Consider the following 24461-nt stretch of genomic DNA (forward strand, 5'->3'; position numbering starts at 1 on the left):
CGGGCCGTCTCCCTCTCCCGTCGTGACTACGAAACCTTCCACGCTGCCCTGGCTGAGCCTTTCCGCCCCAACGAGGCCTTGTCCGAGGCCCTGAACCAGGTCCACGCCCGCGTCAAGCGTGTTTGAAGAGCAGCTGCTCGAACCCAAACACCACGACCCCTCTACCTTTGCCTGTGGTGAGCCGGCGTTGGATGCCTTTGTGCAGCGTCACGCCCACCAGACCATGCGCCGGGGCATCAGTCAGAGCTGGGTACTGGTGCCGGTCGACCAAACCAGCACGATCGCCGGCTTCTACTCCCTCGCCCCAGCTGAGGTCGGCCTGGCCAACCTTCAGCCTGAGGATGCCCGACCCCTCCCCCCTGATCCGATCCCCTGTTTTCGGATGGGTCGTCTGGCCCGAGATCACCGCTGGCGCGGAGAAGGCATCGGTGAGTTGCTGGTTGGCCTTGCGGTCGAACGCTGTCTGCAGGCTCGCCGATCCGTCGGTGGCTACGCCCTGATCGTGGATGCCAAGGGGGAGGTGGCCAAGAGCTTCTACCTCCGCTACGGCTTCCGGCCCTACCTCGACACCCCGAACAGCCTCTACCTGCCGCTGGGAGGGCCTGGCGAGGAGCCGCTTCTCACGACAGGTCTGTGGTCAGCCAAGCGGGTCACCGCTTGAAGAATCTTCGAGCCATTCCTGTCAAGGGTTTCCGAGTTTGGCGTGCTCGCGGCTGTGTTTGCCATCGACAGGCGCAACAATGCCCAAGCGGTGCGCACCGTTTCCCTCCCTCTTACCGGTTCGTGACTCCCTGGATGCGACCCTGGCGCGTGGAGATTCGTGAGACGGGGCGTTGCGGTGCCATTGCCTATCACGAGCCGGCAGGGAGTCTGAGCTTTTACTGGGAGCTGGGCGGCAGCGACAGCGTCGCTCTGATTTGGGGGGAGGCTGCTGACCACTGGCACTCATGCCACCCCTGGGCTGCCGATCGACGCCGTGAAATCCTGAAGCGTGTCGCGGAGGAAGTCGTGCGCCAGAAGGCGCCGAACTGCCGCGCGGACATTCAGGAGCCGCAGGGATTGATCCACATCCGGGAACTGGATTAGGTAGCAAGCACCGCGATCTTGAGCAGGTTCTCCTTCAGCATGCCGGAGGTTAGTGCGATGAGTTTGTTGCTGCTCAGGGCCACGACGGCCAGCCCCGCCATGGGACAGTTCGGTCAACCAGGGGGATTCGCAGTGTAATGACGCAGGGAGGCAACGGCTGCTTGTGACCTTTCGAGATCCCCGATCCCAGCTCCCTGTTCCCAGAGCCAGGAAAACGCAGAATTCACGTCAAGATGCTGATCAGCTTGTGCGCGATTCTCAACCACCTGCAGGCGATCTAGCCTTGGAATGACGGGCAGACCAGCGGACCAATGGAGCGGAAACGAGGCCGAATGCGCACGTCTAGCACCCACACCATGGCGGAGGAGTGAATGGACCATCCTGTGAATCGGCGGAATCAATTGAATCGGCGCAATCAGAACTGGATCGCGGGACTCTCGGTTTTTGTTGTGGTTGTGGCTGGCCTCGTCTTCCTGAATCAGCAGCATCAGCAGCGGCTTCAGGCTCAGCTCATTCAGGAGCAGTCTGCCCGAGAGGTACTGCAACGCGAGCAGAGCGAGCTGACGCTCAGGGGCGACCTGCAGTCTGCCTCGCAGCGGGAAACCGCACTCCAGCTACAGATCAGGGAGATGGATGCGGCCGCCACCCGGCAACGTGCCGACGCCGCCAATACAGAAGCGGGAGCGAGTCTGCGTCAGGCTGGGGTGGCCCAGCAGGAGGGAAGGCGTCAGCAGGTGGAACGGGAACTTCAGGATCTTCGGGCGCAACGAATCCGGCTTGAGAAACAGGTTGATTGCGAACGGATTCAGTTGTCGGTGAAGCAGCTGAAGTCGAAAGGGAATACCGATCAGGCGCTGAAGCTGCTGAGCGACTGGAAGGCCCCATGTCCGAACCTCCAGGCTGCTCAGTAACCTGATTTGGCGGCCTTGATCAGTCTTCAGGCAGCCACACTTTCATGCGGCTGCCTTTTGCCTTTTCCTCAGTTCGGTCGGGACGGTCCTGCTTGGTTATCGCGTCTTCGGAGAGTAAGCGGCAGTTAGGCGGGCGATTATCTGCCGACGCGTATGCCGCGAATGGAATCCATCAGGCCGAGTAAGTTGAGTAGCCACACGACGACCGCGACAACAACAACAATGTTCAAGATTCGCTTGATCTTGGAATCCATTGGGATGTAGTTGTTGATGAGCCACAGCAGGACTCCGACGACAATCAGGGTAATAATCAGTGAAATCAGAGACATTGGCTATTCTCCTGGGATCGAGTCTGTGTTCGAGGTGGCGGGTCGGGATGCTTTGGAGTCTTAATGCAGGCTCTTCATTGATCTCCATTGCTGCGGCCTCCTTGAGGCTGGGCATTGATCTGGATGCCGATTCTGCTGGATCTACAAAGCGTAATGTGCTGGACATCCGTTCCCGAATGGCCGTGCAGTAGTTGCGTTGTGCAGCGGTTGCGCCGAGCAGTGGATACGCCGAGCAGTGGTTGTGCTGAGCAGTAGATGCCCTGCCAATTGGGACCTGCTCCACCAGTGGGATCAGGCGCTGCGGCTTCGAACGCTTCAGAACCCAAGGCCGGAGTTCGTGCCTGCTCAAAGCAGCTAGCCCGGCTTAGCAGGCGGCCGGTGCGTTCGGTGCTTTGGTTGCTGCTCACGGCCACGACGGCCAGACCCACCATGAGACTGTCGTCGGCGATGTAGCCCGCGATGTAGCGGCCCAGATAGTCGCAGGCGAAAGGCCGTGGCGCTGCCCTTCGCTCAGAAGCCGAGCAGGGGCGTGGCCCGGAAGGTGACCGGGTCTTCGCTGTTCGGTGGCACGGCACCGATCGGATAGGGCGGTGCGGAGTGAAACTCCAGGGTGACGGGCGGCTCCATGAAGCCGGCATGGAACACGTTCGAGAACGTGCCATCGCGCAGCCCGTATTGAAAGCCGGCGCTGGTGAGCTGGGCCGCTCCCCTGGCGCCATCCAGTTGCCGCACCCGGTTGTCGCCGGTGTAGGGCACGCCGGTGATCGGGTCGATGTTGCCGGGAATGGCCTCACCCGCCGGCCACAGCCCATCGATCCGCACGCCATTGCGGCGGCCCTGGATCCGGTGGATGGCGTAGAAGCCTTCGGCGTCTGGTTGGGTGTCGCTCAGGAACTGACCACTCGCCTGAATCGGACGGGTTGTGCCGCTGGCCGGAGCCTGGTAGCGCCAGCTCCAGAGCCGGGAGTTGAACAGGTTGTGGCTGGAGGAATCGGGAGCGGTCATGGCTGGATCGCGCGCAGGATCGGCTGGATGACCCAGGCCACTGATCAAAAGCGATGGATCTGGGCTATGGGTCAGGAGTTCTGGATCTGGGTCCGTCTATCAAGGCCAACGGATCGTCGCCGGCGGTGCCACCCTGCATGAACGCTACGGCGGGATCACGGCACCGTGGCGGCAGCTGTGGTGAGTGTGCGATGCCCCAACTCCGCTGGACGCGACAGAACTGGCCGCCAATGATCTCGCTGCCACGGGCCCGGCTTGCTTCGATGGTTGGAGGCGCGCTGCTGCTGGCGGCACTGTGGGGGACGCCGATTACCGGCCGCGACCTGGCCTTCCCCCTGAAGGCCGGCCAGCCCTATCCCGCCGCCGCCCAGAGGCTGGCGGTGGCGGGTTGGCGGCGGGTGCCGGCCCCGGCGGAACCCGAGGGCTGCCTGCCGGAAGACCGGCGCTGCCGCGACCATCCCGAGGCCTGGGGCTGCTCCAGCACGGGGCTGGGGTTCTGCCGCTTTCTCTGGGTCAATGCCGCCGGGCACTACCTGGCAGTGATCACCGCCCATGGCGATGCCAGCAGCGGTGATCCGGGCCTCGTGCAGCAGTGGTTCCTCACCGACCCGCCCTGACCTCACACCGTCAGGAGCCTGGCCGCCCTCACACCGTGGCCATGTGGCGCATCAGGTCGAGGCACTTGCAGGAGTAGCCCCACTCGTTGTCGTACCAGCTCACCAGCTTCACGAAGGTGTCGGTGAGGGGGATGCCGGCCTTGGCATCGAAGATGGAGGTGCACGACTGGCCCAGGAAATCCGTGGACACCACCTCATCTTCGGTGTAGCCGAGGATGCCGGCCAGGGCCCCTTCCGAGGCCGCCTTCACGGTCGCTTTGATGCTGTCGTAGCTGGCGGGCCGCTCCAGATTCACGGTGAGGTCCACCACCGACACGTTGGGGGTGGGCACCCGGAAGGCCATGCCGGTGAGCTTGCCGCTCAGGGCGGGGATGACCCGGCCCACCGCCTTGGCGGCACCGGTGGAGGAGGGAATGATGTTCTGGCCGGCGCCGCGGCCGCCCCGCCAGTCCTTCACCGAGGGGCCGTCCACCGTTTTCTGGGTGGCGGTGGTGGCGTGCACGGTGGTCATCAGCCCGGCGGCGATGCCGAAGTTGTCGTGGATCACCTTGGCCAGGGGTGCCAGGCAGTTGGTGGTGCAGGAGGCGTTCGACACGATCTCCTGCCCCGCGTAGGTGGTGTGGTTCACCCCCATCACGAACATCGGCGTGTCGTCTTTGGATGGGGCAGACATCACCACCCGTTTGGCACCGGCGCGCAGGTGGGCGCGGGCGGTCTCGTCGGTGAGGAAGAAACCGGTGGATTCGAGCACGTAGTCGGCACCCACCTCGCTCCAGCGCAGGTTGGCGGGATCGCGCTCGGCGGTGATGCGGATGACGCGGCCGTCCACCACCAGCTGGCCGTTCTGTACCTCCACCGATCCACCGAAGCGGCCGTGGGTGGAGTCGTAACGAAGCATGTAGGCGATGTAGTCCACAGCGATCAGGTCGTTGATCGCCACCACCTCCACGTCATCGAGCTGGCAGGCGCGGCGAAACACCAGACGCCCGATTCTGCCGAAGCCGTTGATGCCGATCCTGATGGCCATGAACGTTCCTCCCTTCCCTGGGATGCATGCCGTTTCACCCTATGCAGCGGTCGGCTGGTTGTCTGGCTCCCCCCTGGCCTGCTTGGATCAAACGTGTCTTCCAAGCCACCGCTCTGGATCGATCGCCGCCAGGCGGGGCTGGCGCTGGCCGAGGGTTTTGGCGTGGCATCGCCCTGTCTTCCAGGCAGCCTGCTGCTGGCGCTCCCCCGCGGCGGTGTGCCCGTGGCGGCGGCGATGGCGAGCCGGCTCCAGTTGCCCCTGAGCACCTGGTCGGTGCGCAAGGTGGCGGATCCGGCGGATCCGGAGGTGGCGATCGGTGCTGTGGCCGCCGGCCCTGTGGCTGCCGGTGAGGTGGGAGCCCCTGGGGTGGTGGTGTGGCGCGATGGCGTTGAGGCCAGCGGCTGGGCTGCCGCCGCCCGTCAGCGGGGCTGGCTGCAGGAGCAGGAGCGTGAGCTGGCCCGCCGCCAAAGGCTGTTCGGCGATCCCCAGCCCGGCCAGCTGCGCGGCCGCCACCTGATCGTGGTGGACGACGGCATCGCTACCGGCATGACCGTGCAGGCGGCCCTGCGTTCCCTCCGCCAGCTGCAGCCGGCCTCCCTCGCCCTGGCGGTTCCGGTGGTGGATCGGGCCGTGGCCATCGATCTGAAGCGTCAGCTCGATCGCTTCGAAGCCCTGGCCGTGGTGGACGACCTGCTGGCGGTGGGTCTCTGGTTCGAGCGGTTCGAGCAGCTCACCGACCTGGAGGTGCTCAAGATTCTGCAGCCGTTCCAGCAGGGGCCTGGCCGGGAGCGTGAGCGTTGAACAAGCTGTTGAAGACGCTCAGGAGGTAGCTGTGGTGCGGCTCTTGCGGATGAAGCTGCGCCGCCTCCCCATCGTTTTCAATCGGGTGCTCAGCGCACCGGTCTCCCTCTGGCTGTTGCTGCTGGGGATCGCCCTCCTGGACCTGCTTACCCCTCCCCACATCTCCCTGGCCAGTTTTTACCTGGTTCCGGTCCTGCTGGCGGCTGGTTTGCTCTCGCTCCTTCACACCCTGGTGATTGGAGGCGTGGCTCTGCTGCTGGCGCTGGCCATTGGCGCGCATCAGGAGATCCAGAGCACCCCCATGTACTGGCTGCAGCTCCTGGCCATGGTCACAATCGTGATGCTGGCCCGGGCCCTGAGCCGTGAACGCATGCAGCTGGAGCGGTCCTATCGCCTCCTGGCTGAGAACGCCTCCGATGTGGTGTTCTCGACCTCGCCGCAGGGGGTGACCCAGTGGGTGTCCAGTTCCCTCCATGCGCTGACCGGCTGGTACCCCCAGGATCTGATCGGCAGGGCCTTTGGGGAGTTCGTTCATCCAGACGACATCGCCGAGCTGCACGAAGCCGAGGCTGCCTTTCAGCGCGGCGAGGTGCATCGCTTCGAGCTGCGCGTGCGCTGCCTCCAGGGTGGTTACCGCAGTGTGGGTGTGACCGGCCGGGGGCTGCGTTCCGCCGCGGGTCCGGTGACCGCCATCGTGGGCAGCTGGCGCGACATCCGCCCCGAGCAGCTGGCTCGCCAGGCCCTCGCCAGCTCGGAGCAGTTGGCTCGCCAGGCCCTGGAAAACATCATCACAGCGGCTCCGATTGGCATGTATCTTTGCGAGCCGGGCCTGGGCACGTTCCTGAAGGTGAATCCGGCCCTGTGCCGCTTCTTCGGCCGCTCCGAGGGGGAGCTCCTCGGGCTCCAATGGCAGACCCTCACCCATCCCGAGGATCTGGCCAAAGACGAGGCCCTGGCCGCGGAGGTGCTGGACGGAACCCGCAGCTCCTATCGGCTGCGTAAGCGCTTCCTCCATCAGGACGGCAGCGTGCTCTGGGGTGATCTTGCGGTCTCCATCCGCCGGGACGTGGAGGGGAAGGTGCTGGAGGTGATCGCCCAGATCATCGATGTGACCGATCAGGTCGAGACCGAGGCCGACCTCACCCAACAGGCACGGCACGATCTGCTCACCGGACTGCTCAACCGCCGCGGTCTGGAGGAACGCTTGTCAGCCATGGACGGCCGGCGCCGCTCCGATCTGCCGCTGGCCGTGCTGTTCTGCGACATCGACCACTTCAAGGCCATCAACGATGGCCAGGGCCATGCCGCCGGTGACGCGGTGCTGCGGGTGGTGGCCCATCGCCTGCGCCGGGCCATCCGTCAGACCGATCTGGCTGCCCGCTTCGGTGGCGATGAGCTGGTGGTGCTGCTGGAGGGCGTGGGCACGGAGCAGGGGGTGGAACCCGAGTCGCTGGTGCTCGCCCTAGCCGAAAAGATTCGCCGGCATGTGGCCGAGCCGATTCCGTTCGACCAGGGCAGCCTCTGCATTTCCCTGAGCATCGGCATGGCGCTGATCCAGCTGGAGGAATCGCCCCAGGAGTTTCTGGCCCGGGCCGATGCCGCCCTCTACAGCGCCAAGCAGGCTGGGCGGAACCGGGTGGTGTTGTCCTGCGGAGATCGTCCATCCCTCGCTGCTGGACCCTCAAAATGAGCGCCTCCAGAGCACGCTTCTTCGTTGCGATCAGGCCCACGGCGGCCACCGTTCTGCTCGCCTTTCTCGCCTATTTCACGACGGGCCTGCTTGGCCAGAACCTGGTCTTTCAGGGCACCACCATTTCCCCCCTCTGGCCGGCGGCGGGCATGGCCCTTGGCTTGGGGCTCACCGTGTTTCAACGCCGGTGGGCGGTGGCGGCAGGGGTGTTCCTGGGCCAGTGGCTGGTGTTCTGGCTGGGTCCCTTGCTGAAGATGGCCTGGCTGGGCCGCCAGTGGATCTGGAACCCATTCCTGGTTCCCCTGGCGCTTCTGCCGGCTGCCGGCGCGGCGCTCGGTCTGCTCCTGGCCTTGCGCCTGCTGCGGCGCTTCGGCATTCGGGGCCGGCTCGATCGCCCCCAGGATGTGCTGATGCTGGCCCTGGCGGCGGCTGTCCAGGGCGTGCTGGCCGCGGCGGGTGGGGCGAGCGCCCTGGCCCTGGCGGGCACGATCCCCTGGAGCATCACGTCGGATGTGGCGGCCACCTGGGCCAGGGGCGACTGGCTTGGCGGCCTGCTGGTGGCGCCGCTTCTCCTGGCCCGGCCCAATCCGCGGCTGCGCGGTGCCCGTTCCCAGGCCTCGACCAGCGAAAAAATTCTGGTGTTGGCCACCACCCTGGTGGTGAGCAGCCTGATCTTCTCGGCGTTTTCCCACTCCATCGCCCGGCAGGTGAGCGGCACCTATCTGTGCCTGCTGCCGCTGCTCTGGGGGGCGCTGCGTTGTTCTCCTCGGGTGGTGGCTCTGCAGGTAATGGTGGTGGCGACCATGGCCACGGCCTACACGATCGGCGGCCTCGGTCCCTTCGCCGGCTACGCAGCCCTCAACGATCAGCTCCTCTCGCTGCAGGTGTTCCTGGCGGTGCAATCGCTCACGGCGCTCGTGATCGGCGCGATCGAGCAGCAGAAGCTGCGGGTGGAAGTGGAGCGCGACCGGCAGCAGCAGGCCTTGATCGCAGCGCGCGATCTGGCCGAAGCGGGCTCCCGCGCCAAGAGCGAGTTTCTGGCCAACATGAGCCACGAGATCCGCACCCCTCTCAACGGCGTGCTCGGCGCTGCCCAGCTGCTCGCCTCCTCATCGCTCTCGACCGATCAGCGGGAGCTGCTGGCGGCGATCCAGGCCAGCGGCGATGGCCTGTTGGTTCTGCTCAACGATCTGCTCGATTTCTCCCGCATCGAGGCGGGTCAGCTGGCGCTGCAGGCGGCTCCCTTCGAGCCGCGGCGCCTGGCCGCCCAGGTGGTGGATCTGTATCGGCCCAGCCTGGCGGCGGGGGTGGAGCTGCGGCTGGAGAACGGCCCCGAGCTGCCGGCCTGGCTGCTGGGTGATGCGTCCCGCCTGCGGCAGGTGCTCTCCAACCTGATCGGCAACGCCGTCAAGTTCACCCCCGCCCCTGGGGTGATCCGGGTGCGGCAGCAGGGCGAAGCAGGGGCCTACCAGCTCGAGGTGATCGACACCGGCATCGGCATCCCGGCCGAGCACCAGGCGCGCCTGTTCCAGCCGTTTCAGCAGGGTGATGCCTCTACCGGGCGCCGCTATGGCGGCACGGGCCTGGGGCTGGTGATCAGCCGGCGCCTGGTAGAGCTGCTGGGCGGCACGATCGCGCTCGAGAGCGTCGAGGGGCAGGGCACCACCCTGCGGGTACTCCTGCCCCTGCCCGTCGCTGAGCCCCCGGCTGCGGTGCCGTCGGCCACGGATCCAGCGGCCGCGGCTGCAGGGGCCACGGCGCCAGCGGCGTTGGCGGAGGCCGGCCAGCGCAGCGTGCGGGTGCTGATGGCGGAAGACAACCAGCTCAATCAGCGCATCCTCGAGCGGATGCTGGCCTCTGCCCCTGCCTCTGCGCCGGCTCTGCTGAGCAAGGCCAACAACGGGCGCGAGGCCGTTGCGCTCTGGAGTGAAGGGTCCTGGGATCTGATCCTGATGGACTGCCAGATGCCGGAGATGGACGGCTTCGCCGCCACCCGGGAGATCCGCCGCCGAGAGCTGGCCGGCGGGCTGGTGCCGGTACCGATCATTGCCGTGACCGCCAATGCCGCCGCCTCCGATCGCCGCGATTGCCTCGCCGCCGGCATGAACGATGTCCTCACCAAGCCCGTGCGGCTGGAGGCCTTGCTGGAGATCGTGCGGCGCTGGGCGCCCACCTCAGAACCGCTGCCTTAGCGCTGTCTGCTCTTCTGACGGGCAGGACGCCTGCTGCGGTAGTGGGTCCAGGCGATCCAGGCGAGGGCGGGCAGTGAGCCCCCATCCAGCAGGGCAGGCAGCCAGAACCATGGCCTCACCTGCGGGAGTGGACACCAGAGCACGGCCATCGCGCCGAACAGCCCACCCAGCAGCAGGATCGGTGACCCCGATTCCCTGCCGCGGCTGGCCTGCCACAGGGTGCGGCCATTGCGAAGGGCGCACAGCAGCCAGACCAGGCCGGCCGCGGCGGTGGCGCTCCAGCTGAGCATCAGGGGAGCGGACATTCGCGGTCGCAGAGCCGGCGGATCAGGGCAATGGCCTAGGCCACCTCGAACGGCTTGGTCAGAAAGGCGTCCATGCCCGCCTCCAGGGCCGCCTGCCGCTGCCCGGTGGTGGCTCCGGCGCTGAGGGCCACCACCGGCAGGTGGGCCAGGCTCTCCTGGGCCCGGATCTGCCGGGTGGCTGTGCAGCCATCCATGCCGGGCATCTGCAGATCCATCAGCACCAGATCGGCGCTGCCTGGATGGGCCGCCAGCCAGTCGAGCGCCTGCTGGCCCCCTTCCGCCTGGCTCATGCTGGCTCCCTCGTTGCCGAAAATCCGCAGGGCCAGGTAGCGGTTGAGCCGGTTGTCATCCACCACCAGCAGATGCAGGCCCTCCAGGGGCTTCTGGGCGGCTGCGGTCTCGTCTGCCGCTGCGACGGCTTCCCCTGGTTCGGCCGGAGATGCCATCGTGCTCTCCTCGAATCCGGCCATGGCGGCGGCCATGGCGGCGGCGGTGATCGGCTGTTCGAGCACGCCATCCGCGGCAGCGGGCAGGCCGGAGGCCTTCAGGGCCTGGCTCTGGCCAGCCCGCACGATCAGCAGGATCCGTGGTGGTGGCTGGCCGCAGGCCTGGCGCAGCGCTTCGGCCCCTTGCGCTTCAGCCAGCAGCACCAGCTGGGGTGGCGCTTGCTCCGGGCCGCCGCTGTTGGGAGCCGCCGTGCCATCGGCCATGGCGCTGGCCTGCCAGCCCAGGGCGCGGCAGTGCAGCAGCAGGGCGTCGCGGCTGGCTGGATCGCCGTCCACCACCAGCACCCGCAGGGGCGACCGGGCCGGTGCCGCCAGGGCGGTGGGCAGCCGTTCGAAGCTCACCGTGAACTGGAAACAGCTGCCCTGGCCCGGTGTGCTCTCCAGCGCCAGCTGGCCGCCCATCAGCTCCACCAGCCGGTGGCTGATCGCCAGCCCCAGCCCGGAGCCGCCGTAGAGCCGGGCGATCGAATCGTCTTCCTGCACATAGGGCCGGAAGATCGCCTCCTGCAGTTCCGGTGGGATGCCGATGCCCGAGTCGCGCACCTCGAAGCGGATCTGTACCCGCCGCGGCTGTAGATCCAGCACTGTGGTCAGCAGGGCGATCTGGCCCTGTTCGGTGAACTTGGCGGCGTTGGTGGTGAGGTTCACCAGCACCTGCTCGAGCCGGGTGGCATCGCCCCGCAGGCGGCCCAGGGGGTGGGCTGGCGGGGCGATCAGCAGGTCGATCGGCTTGTTGGCGGCCGCCACGGCCAGAGTGGTGGCGAGGCGATCCAGCACCGCCTCCAGTGTGAAGGTGCTGTCCTCCAGGTGAAGCTGGCCCGCATCGATCTTGGTGAAATCGAGGATGTCGTTGGTGAGGCTGCGCAGCAGCTGCCCGGACGACTGGATCTGGCTCACCAGCTTGCGCTGGCCGGCCGTGAGTGTCTCCTGGGCCAGCAGATGGGCCAGCCCCAGCACCACATGCAGCGGGGTGCGGATCTCATGGCTCATATTTGCCAGGAAGGTGGTTTTGGCCTGGGCGTTGCTGCGCGCCTCCTCCGCACGGGCGGCGAGCTGGTGATTGACGCTCAACAGCCGCAGGCGAAAGCGCGTCAGCCGGATGCCGTTCAGCACCGCCAGGCCGATCAGCAGGCTCGCCTGCAGCAACACCTGGCGCCGGTGCTGCCAGAAGATGGCGGCTCGCTCGGAGGCTGGCAGGTGAGACACCGCCAGGCGATCAAACCCCAGCCGGCTGGGGTCGGTCAGGGAGCTGCCGGCGATGGTGCCCGCCCTGCCCGCCCTGAGCTGGACCAGATGCTCATCGATGTCCTTCTTGGAGTCGATCTGCTTCCAGTGCCAGTCCCCGTCCGGCAGGCTCACCGACCCATGCGGCGCCGATGTCATGGCGGCCCAGGCGGCGGGCGCTGTCCGGGCCAGGCTGTTGCTCTGCTGCTCCGCTCGGGCACCGGGTAGCAGGAAGTTCCAGTCTTGCTGCTGCTCAGCCAGGTCCAGGCGGATGCCGTCCTGGTTCACCAGCATCAGTCGGCTGGTGTCGTTCAGGATGGCCCGGAGCCAGTTGCGCAGCAGGCAGCGGCCGGAGCTGTTCAGCACGACCAGGCCCTGCCGTTGGCCATTGGGATCGACCAGGGGCAGCACATACCGGGTCGTGGGCCGGTAGGGCCGCTCCAGCTGGCCCTGCTCCTGGTTCAAGTCGAGGGCGGAGATGTACAGCTGCCCTGGCTGCAGGCGGAGGCCCTCCCGCACATAGGGCCGATTGGCCTTGTTCTGCAGGGCCTGGGGGGGGATGGAAAGCAGGCGGTTGCCGCTTCTCTGGACCCTCACCTGCTCCTGGCCGTTGCGATCGATCCAGCGGATTTGTTGGGTGCAGGGTGCGGTGGAGACCATGGCCTGGAAGTCATTCGCCAGGGTCGCCAGGTGGGCGGCACTGGGTTGCGCCACCGCTGCGGCCAGCGACGGCAGATGCTGGGCCGCCCAGATTTGGTCCACGGCGCCATGCCTTGTTTCGTTCAGGGCCTCCAGGGCCAGGTCCAGTCGTTCCAGGCGGCGAGAGGCCAGGCTTCGGATCTCCTCATGGGCGAGCCCTTCGGCGATCAGCCAGGCGCCGCCGATGATCAGCAGGGCGATCGGCAGGATCTCCGGCACGAAGTGGCGCAGCAAGCGAGCCCGAACAGGCCTGGCTTCAGAGCCTGCAGCGTTGGATTCAGGGCCGGACATCCCTGCTGAGCCCCCAATCGCCTTCAAACCTACGCCGAACCGCCAGGGGCTCCCTGAGAGAGCGCAGCCCCCGGGGCGACACCGCTTGGGCTCGGGAAGGTTGTCGCGTTAAGACATCAATCGAATTGCCTCGTTTTGCCGTGCCGTCGCGCTCCGTGGCGCGGTGGCTGGCCGAGCTGAGTAGCATGGCTCTACATCGGCCTCGCTGCTTTGCGGGCCAGGTGAGGGTGCATGGATGAGGCTGTTTCCAAACCCCTCTCCGAGGATCGCTCTCCGCAGACGGCGCCTGCCATCATTGCGCCCCCTGTCTTCGCCCCCGATGCGGGCGAAAGGTCTTCAGGGTTGAAAACACCCACGATCCTGATCGTGGACGACAGCGTCGATAACCTGGAGCTGTTCAGTGCCCTCCTCCAGGATCGCTACCGGATCAAGGCAGCCAAGGGGGGAGCCAAGGCCCTGGAGATTGCCGCCGCCCAGCCGCCACCGGATCTGATCCTGCTCGACGTCATGATGCCGGGCCTGTCCGGTTATCACGTCTGCGAGAAGCTGAAGCAGGACGCTTCGACGCGGGAGATTCCGGTGATCTTTCTCACGGCGATGTCAACGGTGGATGATGAAGCCCGCGGCCTGCTGCTCGGGGCGGCTGATTTCATCACCAAGCCGGTCAGTCCGCCGATTCTGCTGGCCCGGGTGGCCACCCAGCTGCAACTCAAAGCGGTGGCAGATCGTCTGCGCGATCAGAATGCCGATCTGGAGCGGGAGGTGCAGAAGCGCACCCGTGAACTGGCCGCGATTCAGGATGTCACCATCCAGGCGATGGCCTCGCTGGCTGAAACGCGCGACAACGAAACCGGCAACCACATCCGCCGCACCCAGAACTACGTCCGCGCCCTTGCCATCCGGCTGCGCCACCATGAGCGCTTCCGCGCCGTGCTCGACGACGACCAGACGATCGATCTGCTCTACCGCAGCGCCCCGCTGCACGACATCGGCAAGGTGGGGATCCCTGATCGCATCCTGCTCAAGCCGGGGCGCCTGACGCCGGAGGAATTCGAGGTGATGAAATCCCACACCACCCTTGGCCTGGCGGCGATTGAATCGGCGGAGGAACATCTCCACCTCAAAGTGGAATTCCTCCGCCATGCCAAGCAGATTGCCTTCAGCCACCATGAGAAGTGGGATGGCTCGGGTTACCCCCTCGGCCTGGCGGGAGAAGCGATTCCGGTCTCTGCCCGCTTGATGGCCCTGGCCGATGTCTACGACGCCCTGATCAGTCGCCGTGTCTACAAGGCGCCCATGTCGCATGCCCAGGCGATGCAGATCCTGCACGAGGGTCGCGGCAGCCATTTCGATCCCGATGTGGTCGATGCCTGTGATGCGCTTCAAGAGGAGTTCCAGGCGATCGCTCACCGCTACGCCGATACCGACCACGACCTCCTAGAGAAAGACCGTGCGATCCGGATGATCCGGGGAGAGCAACCCCTGCCGGGCTGAACACCATGCGGATCCAGACCGGCACGCGACTGATCACCCTGACCTATCTCGTGTTGGCTCTTGGTCTGGGTCTCAGCCTGGTGGCTTTCAGTCAGGCCAGATCCGACAAGCTCGAGCTCCTGGCTCTCCAGCTGCAGGCTAAGGACCAGGTCGCTCTGCTCAAGGGCGGAATCGAGCAGCTGTCCAGGAGCGCGCGCAGTTCTGTAATCACTGGGGAGGATGGTTTCGAGCAGGCCTATCTGCGGGAGCTGGAGGTGAACCGCAGTGTCGACAAAGCGGCCCGGCGCCTGCGAGGACTGTCGCTCTCCCTCCAGGAGGAGCAGCTCCTGCGCCAGGTCCAGAGCCGGGCTGCGGCGCTGATCGCTCTCCAGCGGAGGGCCATGGCGTTGGCACGAGCGGGCCAGGCAGATCAGGGGCGGGAGTTGCTGTTCAGCGTGGGCTACGACCAGCAGCTGCGGCAGGTTCTGGAGCCAGGGGATCGGCTGATGCAGAGGCTGCAGGGGCGGCTCGACGACAAGGTCGAAGCTGTTGTTGATCGGGCTCAGTTGGCGTGGCGCCAGAGCGTGGTGCTGATCGGCCTGGCCATGCTGTTTGCTCTGGTGCTGCTCCTTGTCGTGGTGCCCCGATCGGTGGTGCAGCCTCTTCTCCTGTTGGAGCGTCGCATGCTGCAGCAGGGGGTGACGGAGCAGCCGTCCCTGCGGCTTCCCGCCTGCAGCGCTCAGGAGATCCACGACCTGGCCCATGCCCTGGGGGCCTATGAGCGGGCCGCGCAGCAGCTGGCCTTCGATCAGTGGGCCAAGACCCAGCAGGTGCGGATCGGCCAGCTGCTCCAGCAGGCTGGCAGCAGCGAGGAGCTGGCCCGGATCTGGCTGAGCGAGCTGGCTGCCCTGCTGGAGATCGGGGCGGCCTCCTTCTACGCCTGGGTGGGAGGTGAGCAACCGCTCCGGCTGATCGGCTCCTATGCCGCCCTGGATCGGCCCGTCCGTCTGCATATAGGCGAAGGGCTGGTGGGCCAGTGCGCCCGGGATCGCACGCCCCTGGTGCTCACCGATCCCCCGCCCGACTACCGCATCCGCAGTGGGCTGGGCGATGCGGTGCCCGCCATGCTGCTGGTGCTGCCGATCATCGGCGAACCGCGGCTGCTGGCGGTGGTGGAGCTGGCCAGCTTCACACCCCTGGAGCCCCGGCAGCGCAGCCTGATCACCGACATGCTGCCTCTGCTGGCGGCCCTGCTGGCCAGGTTCTCCCAGCTGGACGCGCTCCAGCCGGCAATGCCATGAACCCGTTCGCCCCGTTGCTCAACAGCCTGGAGCAGCTCCAGCTGCGGCGCAAGTTGCTGGTGGGCTTCGGCGTGGTGATCTCGGTGCCCGTGCTCATGGGCGGCCTCAGCCTCTGGTCGATGCAGAAGCTCGCGCAAGAGAACGAGCACACCTATGAGGTCTATGTGTTCACCGCCTCGGATGTGAGCGTGGCGACCATGCAGCTCTCACGCATCGAGCGGTCTCTGATGGCGCTGCGCTCCACAACGGATCCCGAGCGTCGCCGCTTGATCAGCGAGGAGATGCTCGGGGCCTACCAGAAGATGCAGGGCCACCTGGAGCGGGCCCAAGGCCAATTGGCGGCCAACCATGCAGACGACACAGAACTGCTTGTTCCCCTGGGCGAGTTGCTGGAGCTGGTGCGCTCCTTCCGCCCGGCCCTGACGGCGATGGTGAGTAGCTCTGTGGCCAGGACTCTGGACTTCCAGATTGTGCTGCAGTCGGTGATCGAGAAACTCGAACAGATCAATGCGTCGATCAACGAGGAGGCGGCGCAACGCAATCTCAAGGCTGGCAGGGTTGCTGCCACCAGCCTCAACGTGCTGGTGCTGGTGCTGATCGGCGGGATGGTCCTGGCGGTCTCGGCGGCCCTGTTGGTGGCGCGCTCCGTGCGTCAGCCGGAAGATCGATTGCGACGAGTGGTGGAGGGCCTGGCCGAGGGGGAACTCGATCAGGAGATCCCCTACGGGCACTACCCCAATGAGATCGGTGCCTGGAGCCGATCGATCCGGGTGCTGCGCGATCAATCCCGCCAGGTGGAAGACCAGCGCTGGCTCAAGAGCCATGAGGCCGAGATCGCGGCCAACCTGCAGCGCTCGCAGAGTGTCCACGATCTGGTCGAGCGTGTCCTGCAGACCTTGGCCGCCGTGGTGCCGATCGGCCATGGCGCCTTTTTTCTGCTCGGGCCTGATCAGCAGAGGCTGCGGTTGCTCGGTGGCTACGCCTACCGCGAACGCAAGGATCTCGCCCAGCAGTTCCGCATCGGCGAAGGGCTGGTGGGCCAGTGTGCTCTGGAGCGCCAGTCGATCACCCTCACCCGCCCCCCGGCCGACTATGTGCGGATCGGCTCCAGCCTGGGGGAGGCGGTTCCAACAGTGCTGTCGGTGTTGCCGGTGCTGCGCGGAGATCGGCTGCTGGCGGTGCTGGAGCTGGCCAGCTTTCAGCCGTTCCAGCCGCGGCAGCAGGCCCTGATCGAGGCGATCCTGCCCGTGCTGGCGATGAACCTCGACATCCTCGATCGCCACGCCAATACCGAACAGTTGCTGGAGCGATCCCGGAAGCTGTCGGATGCCCTGCAGCAACAGACCGCTGAGCTCGAAGCGGGGCAGCTGGCGCTCCAGACCACCGAAGCCTGGTACCGAGCCATCATCGAATCCGCCCCGGACGGCATGCTCGTGGCCGATTCTTCCGGCTGCGTCATCCTGGCAAATCCGCAGGCGGAGGCCATGTTCGGCGCCGCGGCCGGTGGCCTGATCGGACGCGAGCTGATGGCACTGGTGCCATCCCATTCCCGGCTGATCATGGCGGAACTGCTCACCCGGGTGAACAACCTCGGGCTCCAGGCTGGCGCAGAGATCTTCAGCGCCGAGCTCAGCGGCCAGCGCAGCGATGGTGGCGCGTTCCCCCTGGAGATCAGCCTGTCCCAGTTGCCGACGATCGACGGCAATGGCAACTGCCTCTGTGCCGCCCTGCGGGACATCAGCCAGCGACGTGATCAGGCCGCGGCGATCCGGCAATTGGTGGACCGGCAGGAGGCGATCTTCCAGAGCGCTCCCAATGGCATCCTGTACACCAAGGCTGGCCTTCTGGTGCAGGTCAACCGGCGTGCTGCCGTCTACCTCGGTTATGAACCCGCCGAGTTGATCGATCAGCCCGTCTCCATCCTCTTCCCCAGCCCGGAGGATCACGACGCCTTCGATGCCGTCATGCTTCCTGATCTCAAGGCCGGCAGGATTGCTACCTGCGAGTGGACCCTGCGCCGCAAGGATGGCCAGCCGTTCCTGGCCGGTGTGTCGTCTCAGGCTCTGCGGATCGAGGGCGATCAGGTTTCCGCGGTGTGGATGTTTGAGGACATTGCCGAACGCAGGGCGGCCCAGGAGCTGGTGAACGTCTTCTTCCGCAGCTCCAATGATGCGTTGCTCGTGTTGAGTCCTGAGATGGGCTGGGAGCATGCCAATGACCGCGCCCTTGAGATGTTTGGCTTCGCCTCGCTGGAGGAGCTGCTCAAGACCGGGCCCGCCGAGCTCTCACCGGAGCGCCAGGAGAACGGGCGTCTCACGATCGAGATGGCATCGGAGATCATGGCCAACATCCTGGAGCAGCGGCAGATCAAACGCTTCGAGTGGATCCATCGCCGCTGTGATGGCACCCTCTTCCCCTGCGAGATCACCTTGGTTCCGATCAACCTCGCCGGCAAGCTGATGCTGATGCAGACGATCCGCGATATCACCGAGCGCAAGCAGGTGGAACGGGAGTTGCGCCAGGCCATGGCGCTGGCCGAGGAAGCCACCAGGGCCAAGAGTGATTTTCTGGCCAACATGAGCCATGAGATCCGCACGCCGATGAATGTGATCATCGGCATGTCGCAGCTGGCGCTGCAGACCGATCTCGATCGCAAGCAGCGCAACTACGTGGGCAAGGTGCACACCTCTGCGGAAAACCTGCTGGGCATCATCAACGACATCCTCGACTTCTCCAAGATTGAAGCCGGTCGGATGATCATGGAAACGGTCGATTTTTCCCTCGAGGCTGTGCTTCGCCATCTCGGCGATCTGGTCGGGATGAAGGCTGTCGACAAAGGCCTGGAACTGCTGTTTGATCAGGCGATCGATTGCCCTGATGCCCTGGTGGGTGATCCGCTGCGGCTCTCGCAGGTGTTGATCAACCTCGGCAACAACGCCGTGAAGTTCACCGAACAGGGCGAGATCGTGGTGGGGGTTGAGCCCCTTGAGACTGGCGCCGATTCCGTGATGCTGCACTTCTGGGTGCGGGATACGGGCATCGGCCTGTCTGAGGAACAGATTGGCCGTTTGTTTCAGTCGTTCAGCCAGGCCGACAGCTCCGTGACGCGCAAGTACGGCGGCACGGGATTGGGGCTGGCGATCTCCCGCAATCTGGTGGAGATGATGGGTGGGTCGATCTGGGTCGAGAGTGTCCTCGGCTCGGGCTCCACGTTTCACTTCCATGCCCGTTTCGGCCTGCAGGCCCATCCCGCTGCCAAGCGGATGCCTGTCGCCGAGGATTTGCGCGGCGTGCGTGTGCTGGTGGTGGACGACAACTCCAGTGCCCTTGAAATCACCGCCGCCATGGCCCGCGGCTTCGGCATGGAGGCCGACACAGCCAGCGATGCTGAGGCGGCGGTGCGGGCGGTGCAGCAGGCCGATGCCGAAGGCCATCCCTATGTCCTTGTGCTGATGGACTGGCGCATGCCCCTGATCAACGGGATCGAGGCGGGACTGCAGATCACGGCCTTGCCTCTGAAGACCCAGCCGCGCCTGCTCATGGTCACGGCGTTCGGGCCCGATGATGCTCAGGAGATGGCCGAACGGGATGGGCTCGCGATCCATGGGGTGATCAGCAAGCCCACCACGGCCTCCTCCTTGCTGGAGGGGATTGCCGCAGCCCTGGATCACCTCCAGATCCAGCCGGAGTCGCGCCGTTCCGAGCTGGGCCGGCAATCGGCGGAAACGGCGAAGGGCCTGGTCGGCGCGCGGGTGTTGCTGGTGGAAGACAACGCCATGAACCAGGAACTGGCCTGCGAGCTGCTGCGCCAGGCCGGCCTGGTGGTGGAGGTGGCTGGCAATGGCCAGGAAGCTCTCGAGCTGCTGGCGCGCGACCGCCGCTTCGACGGCGTGTTGATGGATTGCCAGATGCCGATGATGGATGGCTACACCGCCACCCGCGCGATCAAGGCCGATCCGGCCCTGGCGTCGATTCCTGTGATCGCGATGACGGCCAACGTGATGACGGGGGATCGGGAGAAGGTGCTGGCGGTGGGCATGGTGGATCACATCGCCAAGCCCCTCAATGTGGAGGCGATGTTCCGCACCCTGGCGCGCTGGATTCGCCCCCCGGCAGCCTCGTCGTCTGCGTCGTCTCCCCCGGCTGCTTTGCCGTATGCCGCATCATCGCCCGCTGCCGCCCCGGCGCCGGAGTTTCCCCTCCTGCCGGGCCTCGATCGCCGTGCCGGCATGATCAGCACCATGGGCAATGTCCAGCTCTACCGGCGCTTGCTGCGGCGTTTTTCAGAGGAGCAGCAGACCTTCGAGGCCCAGTTCCAGGCGGCGTGGCAGGGGGGTGATGGCAGCACGGCCACCCGTCTGGCCCACACGCTCAAGAGCACGGCTGGCACGATCGGAGCCCATGCGGTGCAGCAGGCGGCCGCGACCCTGGAAGCGGCCTGTTCGGAGCAATCGGAGCAATCGGAGCAATCCGAGCAATCAGACACTGCAAGCGGCCAGGTTGAGGACGATCTCCAGGCGTTGCTCGCCCAGCTTCGCCCTGTGCTGGCGGGCCTGGAGGCCCTGGACGCTGGCGAGGGGTCTGGTGAGGGACCTGGTTCCGTGGACCGCACAAGGGCCCTGGTGGAGCCGGATCCCGCCGCTCTCGCTCTCCTGAAGCAACGGCTGGAGCGTTGCCGAAGCTTGCTGGCCGCCAGTGATGCGCAGGCCCGGGACGAGTTGGAGGACCTGGCGGAGCAGCTGGGCCCCTCTGCCTTGGGTGATCAGGTGCGCCGGGCGCTGCACTGCGCCCGCCGATTTGACTTTGATGCGGCACTCGCCGCCCTGAGCGCCGGGTCCGGACGCCAAGATTGAGGTCTCGGCCTGGGTGTTCAACGACGTCCTGATCAACGGTGCCTTGTTGAACCGCGCCTCAGTTCAGCGGCGCCCCAGCAGCTCCTCCCAGGAGGGTGTCTCCTGCGGGTTGCTGCTGGTTCCGCGCCGCTCACTGCTGCACGGAGCGCTGCGGGATGGGGCGCTGCGCGACGGAGCGGTGTTGCGCTTGGCGCCAGCTTTGGTGGTTCTGGTGATGGGTCGGTTGCGGGTGATGGACATGACGTTGCGACAAGATATGGATCACGCACCGGCCAGCTGCCACGGTCCCCGATGGGACTCGCACACGGGCAGCACAGACGTGGCGATTGGTCACCGCCATGGCTTTGGTCCTGAAGGGCCGTCCCCAGGAAGCGCAGGGGCGGCTCGGTGCTGGTTCTGGCATGCGCGAGCATTCAGCTCGCCGGCTTCTGCCAGATGAAATCACCGTAACCCACAAAACGGCAGAACTGCAGGAACCCTCACATTTGGCCAGGGTTAAGACCGCCAGGGTTCAGGTCGCCAGCAGCCCCGCCATCAGCAGCCCGAGGTAGGTGCCGGGGCATCGGCAACAGGGCATCGAGCAGGGCCGCCGGACAGGTCACCACCACCGAGGTGAGCGCTCCATGCACGCCGCCCGCCACTGACTCCGGCAGCCGCAGGCCCAGACCTTTGGAGGCGAGCAGGCCGAGGCTCAGCCCCCAGCCAGTGTGTCGTTCCTCTGCGTCGCCGTGTCGGCACCGGGAATCTGGCGCCGATGCTGCAGCCACCGCTGCTGAGCCGGGCAAGTGCGTTCAGAATGCGCCGAACCGATCCAGGCCCATGACCCCCCGCAACGCCATCGCGTTCGGCCTGCTGGTGATGGTGCCCCTGTCGGCGCTGGCCGAGACCCTGCACTGGGGGGATGGGGCGGTGTTCGCCACCTCGGCGCTGGCGATCATTCCCCTGGCGATCTGGCTGAGCACGGCCACCGAGGAGCTGGCCATCAGCTTCGGCCCCTCGATCGGCGCCCTGCTCAATGCCGTGTTCGGCAATGCCACCGAGCTGATCATTGCCCTCACCGCCCTGAAAGCTGGTCTGGTGGAGATCGTCAAGGCCAGCATCACCGGCACGGTGATGGCCAACCTGCTGCTGGCCCTGGGGCTCTCGATGCTGGTCGGTGGCATCGGACGCAGTGAGCAGCGCTTTCAGCCGGTGGTGGCCCGGGTGAATGGATCGGCCATGACCCTGGCGGTGCTGGCGATCCTGCTGCCCAGCGTCGGCAGCCTCGCCAGCGGCAACCTGGCCGGAGGCGGCGATGGTGGCGTGGCAGCGGCCGGCCGCGAATCCTTTTCCCTGTTCGTGGCCTGGGTGCTGCTGGCGGTCTACGGCCTCACCCTTTTGTTTTCGCTGCGCACCCACCGCACCCTCTACGCCGTGGCCGAAGCCGACAGCGAGGAGCTCGCCCATGGCGGGGAGCGCCCCAGGGTGCTGCCCTGGGTGGTGGTGCTGCTGCTGGCCACCCTGGCGCTCACCTATGAATCCGAGCTGTTCGTGGGTGTGGTGGAGAGCGTCACCGAGGGCTTCGGGCTCACGGCCCTGTTCACCGGCGTGGTGTTGCTGCCGCTGCTCGGCGGCGCCGCCGAATACCTCACGGCGGTGAGCATGGCCCGCAAGGACAAGATGGATCTCTCGGTGTCGGTTGCCCTTGGGTCGACCCTGCTGGTGGCCCTGCTGGTGGTGCCCCTGCTGGTGCTGCTGGGGCCTGCCCTGGGCCATCCCCTCGATCTGAGTTTCAACCTCTATGAGCTGGTCGCCGTGATCGCCGCCGTTGTGGTGAGCAACCTCGTCAGCCTCGATGGGCGTTCCGACTGGCTGGAGGGGGTGCTGCTGCTGGCGACCTATCTGATCCTGGCCGCAGGCTTCTATTTCCAGGGCGGTTCCCTGCCATGAGTCAGCTGTCCGACGAGCGCCGCACGGCTCCGCCCCCCTTCCGCCCGATCACCCTCTGGGCCCTGCTGCGCCAGTCGCCCCTGCTGCGGTTGCTGCTGGCGGTGGCGCTCACCCTGGCGGCCTCCCTGGCTGGCCTGGTCTGGGTGGCGGCGGCGGCGGCCCTGCTCACCGTGGCACTGTCGCTGCATCAGTTGCTGCCACCGCTTTGGCAGTTGCTGCGCCAGCGGATCGACGATCCCCCCACCGCCCGTATCGCGGCCGTGCTGGCGCTGGTGGTGGCGCTGGTGGTGATCACCCTGCAGCTGGGCTGGTGGGATCCCCTGCTGGGGATCTACCGCCGTGCCGACTGGGAGGCGATCGGCGCCATCGGCGAAGGGGTGATCGGCGCCTTCGGTCAGATCCTGGTGGCCTCGGTGGCGCTGATGATCGCCTGGCGGCAGGTGATGGTCGACCAGCGGCTCACCACCCAGCAGAACCGCATCACCCAGGCCCAGACGATCGACAGCTTCATCCACGGCGTCTCCGAGCTGATCAGCGACGACGAAGGCCTGCTGGAAGACTGGCCGCTGGAGCGGATGCTGGCCGAGGGGCGGCTGGCGGCCGTGCTCAGCAGCATCGATGCCGACGGCAAGGCCCGCATCCTGCGCTTTCTCTCCCATGCGCGCCTGCTCACACCGCTGCGGCGCGACCATCGGCTCGGCCGCGCCATCCTCGATGGCCAGGGAAGTTACGAAGAAGATCGGGTGGCCGGCGTGCCCGTGATCCAGCTGTACCAGAGCCTGCGGGGCCAGGACCTGGCCGGTACTGATCTGCGCGGCATAGATTTCAATAGCGCCGACCTGCGCGGCGCCAATCTCGAAGCCACCGACCTCAGCGACGCCAACCTGGCCGGCGTCGATCTGGGTGGAGCCTGCCTGGAGGGGGCACGGCTGGAGCACACCCGCTTCTTCTATGGCCCGTTGGAGAGCGCCACGCCGCGCCAGATCGGAGTCAGCCCCGATTTCCTGAGCGGGCGGGGCACCGGCGCCCTGGTGGAGAACATCAATCTCACGGGCGTGCGTCTGCTGGATCCGGAAGCCCGCCTCTACCTGGCGGCCTGGAGTGGCAAGCGGTCCCGCCAGACCCTGCCGGGCGGCTGCAAGGGGCTGCCGGATCGGCTGCCGCTGCGCGGCGAGGAGGGCGAGTGATGGGATGGATCGCCCTGGTCGCGGCCCTGGCCGCCGGGTTCTGCGGCTGGAGCTCCCTGCATCAGGGGCGCCGCCTGAGCCTGCTGCGGGCGGCGCGCAGCAGCAGCGTGGCCGAATTGCTGGATCTGCACGCCACCGTGGTGGATGGCATCGGAGCAGGCTCCTTCCGGGAACTGGTCAAGCTCGAGGGCGAGCTGGTCTGCGAGGAGCCGCTGCAGGCCCCCTGGAGCGGCGAGGCCTGCGTCGCCTTCGTCGATACGGTCACGCATCTGTATCAGGAGCGGGTTGAGGAGCAGACCACCGATCCCGAGGGGCGCACCACCACCAAAAGCCGCTGGGAGCAGCGCTCCCAGGAGGTGAGTCGGCTGGAGCGGCGCTGCTCGTTTCGCCTGGTGCAGGCTGGGCACGAGCTGCCGGTGGAACCGGAGCAGGCCGAGCTGGAATGGGAATCGGTGCTCTCCGTCCTCGAACCCGACGACGAGGCGGCGCCTTCAGCCAAGGGCAAGGCTTTGGCCCGGCAGCAGATCCGCAGCCTCGGGATGCGCCGCGATGAGGAGGTATTTCGCTCAGGCGGGCGGATCTTCGTGGTGGCTGAGGTCAGCGATGCCAGCGGCAGCCTGGCCCTGCGCAAGCCGGAGCAGGACGGCCTGTTCCTGATCCGCCGCGAAGGCGAGCAGGTGCTGCTGGCACGAACGGCGCGGCAGCGGCGGATGTGGGCGGTGGGCAGCGCCGTGCTGGTCGTCACGGCGCTGGTGCTGGTGGTGCTGAGCCTGGCGGGCTGAGATGGTGCGGGTGGCAAGAGGTGTCTGGACTTCAGATGCCGTGGCGCGCCAGGCGAGCGGAGGAAGGTCTGCGTGAAGGGAGGAAAGCTTGCGCGATCGGAGCGAGATGGGGTATGGTTTTGGACTGCGCAGCACACCGGGAGCGAGAGCACCGGCGGAAGCGCAGAGTCTTCGGTGCTGAGAGGCACTGAGGGCGAGTGCCGTTTGCCTGCAAGGGTAAAGGGTGCGTGCTTACGACGAAGGAGGCGCGAGC

Annotated in this window: 21 protein-coding genes; 14 read left to right on the plus strand and 7 right to left on the minus strand. The window is 66.5% G+C overall.

Translation table 11 applies throughout. The features are described from left to right. From KQ310_RS15905 to KQ310_RS00490, 3 genes are all read left to right on the plus strand, one after another. The coding region (locus tag KQ310_RS15905; protein ID WP_399237281.1) for a DUF1778 domain-containing protein at positions 1–126 on the plus strand (126 nt) is incomplete at its 5' end. Then, positions 119–661 (plus strand): GNAT family N-acetyltransferase, encoded by a 543-nt coding sequence (locus tag KQ310_RS00485; RefSeq protein WP_259719837.1) that lies wholly within the window; start codon positions 119–121, stop codon positions 659–661. The genes KQ310_RS15905 and KQ310_RS00485, both read left to right, overlap by 8 nt. A 149-nt stretch (positions 662–810) precedes the next feature. Beyond that, entirely contained in the window at positions 811–1086 is a 276-nt protein-coding gene (locus tag KQ310_RS00490) for a hypothetical protein (RefSeq protein ID WP_259719838.1), read from the plus strand. 113 nt (positions 1087–1199) lie between these two features. Here KQ310_RS00490 and KQ310_RS00495 read toward each other — a convergent pair whose 3' ends face one another. After that, the gene (locus tag KQ310_RS00495) at positions 1200–1631 is read right to left on the minus strand and encodes a hypothetical protein (RefSeq protein ID WP_259719839.1); all 432 of its coding nucleotides are present in this window, start codon (positions 1629–1631) and stop codon (positions 1200–1202) included. An 84-nt stretch (positions 1632–1715) separates the two neighbouring features. Between KQ310_RS00495 and KQ310_RS00500 the strand changes: the two genes are divergently transcribed. Further along, positions 1716–1997: a hypothetical protein gene (locus KQ310_RS00500; RefSeq protein WP_259719840.1), complete on the plus strand. Its 282-nt coding sequence runs from the start codon at positions 1716–1718 to the stop codon at positions 1995–1997. A gap of 137 nt (positions 1998–2134) precedes the next feature. Here KQ310_RS00500 and KQ310_RS15800 read toward each other — a convergent pair whose 3' ends face one another. Next, positions 2135–2326: a Thivi_2564 family membrane protein gene (locus KQ310_RS15800; protein ID WP_311134675.1), complete on the minus strand. Its 192-nt coding sequence runs from the start codon at positions 2324–2326 to the stop codon at positions 2135–2137. 510 nt (positions 2327–2836) lie between these two features. Further along, entirely contained in the window at positions 2837–3331 is a 495-nt protein-coding gene (locus KQ310_RS00505; RefSeq protein ID WP_259719841.1) for a hypothetical protein, read from the minus strand. A gap of 263 nt (positions 3332–3594) precedes the next feature. Between KQ310_RS00505 and KQ310_RS00510 the strand changes: the two genes are divergently transcribed. Next, positions 3595–3948: a hypothetical protein gene (locus tag KQ310_RS00510; RefSeq protein ID WP_259719842.1), complete on the plus strand. Its 354-nt coding sequence runs from the start codon at positions 3595–3597 to the stop codon at positions 3946–3948. Positions 3949–3976: 28 nt separating this feature from the next. Here KQ310_RS00510 and gap read toward each other — a convergent pair whose 3' ends face one another. Further along, positions 3977–4975 (minus strand): type I glyceraldehyde-3-phosphate dehydrogenase, encoded by a 999-nt coding sequence (gene gap / locus KQ310_RS00515; protein WP_259719843.1) that lies wholly within the window; start codon positions 4973–4975, stop codon positions 3977–3979. A 93-nt stretch (positions 4976–5068) separates the two neighbouring features. Between gap and KQ310_RS00520 the strand changes: the two genes are divergently transcribed. Genes KQ310_RS00520 through KQ310_RS00530 form a run of 3 tightly spaced genes read left to right on the plus strand, consistent with a single transcriptional unit; the run spans position 5069 to position 9658 of the window. Further along, a complete protein-coding gene (locus KQ310_RS00520) occupies positions 5069–5776 on the plus strand; it encodes a phosphoribosyltransferase (protein WP_259719844.1) in 708 nt (235 codons plus the stop codon). Next, a complete protein-coding gene (locus KQ310_RS00525) occupies positions 5766–7466 on the plus strand; it encodes a GGDEF domain-containing protein (protein ID WP_259719845.1) in 1701 nt (566 codons plus the stop codon). The genes KQ310_RS00520 and KQ310_RS00525 overlap by 11 nt, the downstream gene beginning before the upstream one ends. Continuing rightward, positions 7463–9658 carry an ATP-binding protein gene (locus KQ310_RS00530; protein ID WP_259719846.1) on the plus strand — a complete coding sequence of 732 codons (2196 nt, stop codon included), beginning with the start codon at positions 7463–7465 and terminating at the stop codon, positions 9656–9658. The genes KQ310_RS00525 and KQ310_RS00530 overlap by 4 nt, the downstream gene beginning before the upstream one ends. Here the strand turns inward: KQ310_RS00530 and KQ310_RS00535 are convergent. After that, positions 9655–9963 carry a hypothetical protein gene (locus tag KQ310_RS00535; RefSeq protein ID WP_259719847.1) on the minus strand — a complete coding sequence of 103 codons (309 nt, stop codon included), beginning with the start codon at positions 9961–9963 and terminating at the stop codon, positions 9655–9657. The two genes, KQ310_RS00530 and KQ310_RS00535, sit on opposite strands and share 4 nt — an antisense overlap. A 35-nt stretch (positions 9964–9998) precedes the next feature. Then, entirely contained in the window at positions 9999–12683 is a 2685-nt protein-coding gene (locus tag KQ310_RS00540; RefSeq protein WP_259719848.1) for an ATP-binding protein, read from the minus strand. A gap of 342 nt (positions 12684–13025) precedes the next feature. Here KQ310_RS00540 and KQ310_RS00545 point away from each other — a divergent pair, with 342 nt between their 5' ends. Genes KQ310_RS00545 through KQ310_RS00555 form a run of 3 tightly spaced genes read left to right on the plus strand, consistent with a single transcriptional unit; the run spans position 13026 to position 20310 of the window. Beyond that, a complete protein-coding gene (locus KQ310_RS00545; RefSeq protein WP_259719849.1) occupies positions 13026–14177 on the plus strand; it encodes an HD-GYP domain-containing protein in 1152 nt (383 codons plus the stop codon). A gap of 5 nt (positions 14178–14182) precedes the next feature. Then, on the plus strand, positions 14183–15457 hold the full coding sequence (locus KQ310_RS00550; RefSeq protein WP_259719850.1) for a GAF domain-containing protein: 1275 nt from the start codon (positions 14183–14185) through the stop codon (positions 15455–15457). Further along, positions 15454–20310, plus strand: coding sequence for a PAS domain S-box protein (locus KQ310_RS00555; protein ID WP_259719851.1), 4857 nt, complete (start codon positions 15454–15456; stop codon positions 20308–20310). The genes KQ310_RS00550 and KQ310_RS00555 overlap by 4 nt, the downstream gene beginning before the upstream one ends. 63 nt (positions 20311–20373) lie before the next feature. Here the strand turns inward: KQ310_RS00555 and KQ310_RS00560 are convergent, their stop codons facing one another. Beyond that, complete coding sequence (locus tag KQ310_RS00560; RefSeq protein WP_259719852.1) at positions 20374–20550, minus strand: hypothetical protein; 177 nt, start codon at positions 20548–20550, stop codon at positions 20374–20376. Positions 20551–21129: 579 nt separating this feature from the next. On the opposite strand from KQ310_RS00560, the gene cax reads away from it, so the two are divergent. Genes cax through KQ310_RS00575 form a run of 3 tightly spaced genes read left to right on the plus strand, consistent with a single transcriptional unit; the run spans position 21130 to position 24208 of the window. Further along, positions 21130–22239, plus strand: coding sequence for a calcium/proton exchanger (cax, locus tag KQ310_RS00565; RefSeq protein WP_259719853.1), 1110 nt, complete (start codon positions 21130–21132; stop codon positions 22237–22239). Then, complete coding sequence (locus KQ310_RS00570) at positions 22236–23426, plus strand: pentapeptide repeat-containing protein (RefSeq protein ID WP_259719854.1); 1191 nt, start codon at positions 22236–22238, stop codon at positions 23424–23426. Before cax ends, KQ310_RS00570 begins: the two co-directional genes overlap by 4 nt. Further along, positions 23426–24208: an E3 ubiquitin ligase family protein gene (locus KQ310_RS00575; protein ID WP_259719855.1), complete on the plus strand. Its 783-nt coding sequence runs from the start codon at positions 23426–23428 to the stop codon at positions 24206–24208. The genes KQ310_RS00570 and KQ310_RS00575 overlap by 1 nt, the downstream gene beginning before the upstream one ends. Positions 24209–24461: the final 253 nt, after the last annotated feature.

The organism is Synechococcus sp. CS-1328 (assembly GCF_025128095.1).
Classification (GTDB): domain Bacteria; phylum Cyanobacteriota; class Cyanobacteriia; order PCC-6307; family Cyanobiaceae; genus CBW1002.